1 protein-coding gene is annotated in these 257 nt (G+C 63.4%); it reads right to left on the bottom strand.

Annotation, left to right across the window (positions count from 1 at the left end):
* Positions 1–257, bottom strand: a 257-nt coding sequence (locus AC0L3B_RS39825) for a hypothetical protein (RefSeq protein ID WP_473383395.1), incomplete at both ends; no start/stop codon positions are given.

Here is a 257-nt window from a genome sequence, read left to right as displayed (position 1 = left end):
ATCCAGACGCCTCGGCACCTTGCCAGTGTCCTTCAGGCGACTGCGTTCAAGCGGGGTGGCGGCGCCCATCACCTCGTCCACGGCCTGATGCGGCAACGAGGGATAACGTCGGCCCAGCACGCCGGGATCTTCTACCTCAGGCCTGTTTGAACGCCAAAAGCTTTCGAACAGCGCACGCTGCCTCTTCAGTGCGTGGTCCGCCAGACGCTCGTCGAACACCTCTTCCTGGGTCAGCCCGTTCCAACCCGACTCGCTTC

The sequence above is a fragment of the Bradyrhizobium sp. Kon56 genome (assembly GCF_055807635.1).
Note: the sequence above shows the minus strand (reverse complement) of the source record. Positions and strands in the feature narration are given on the sequence as shown.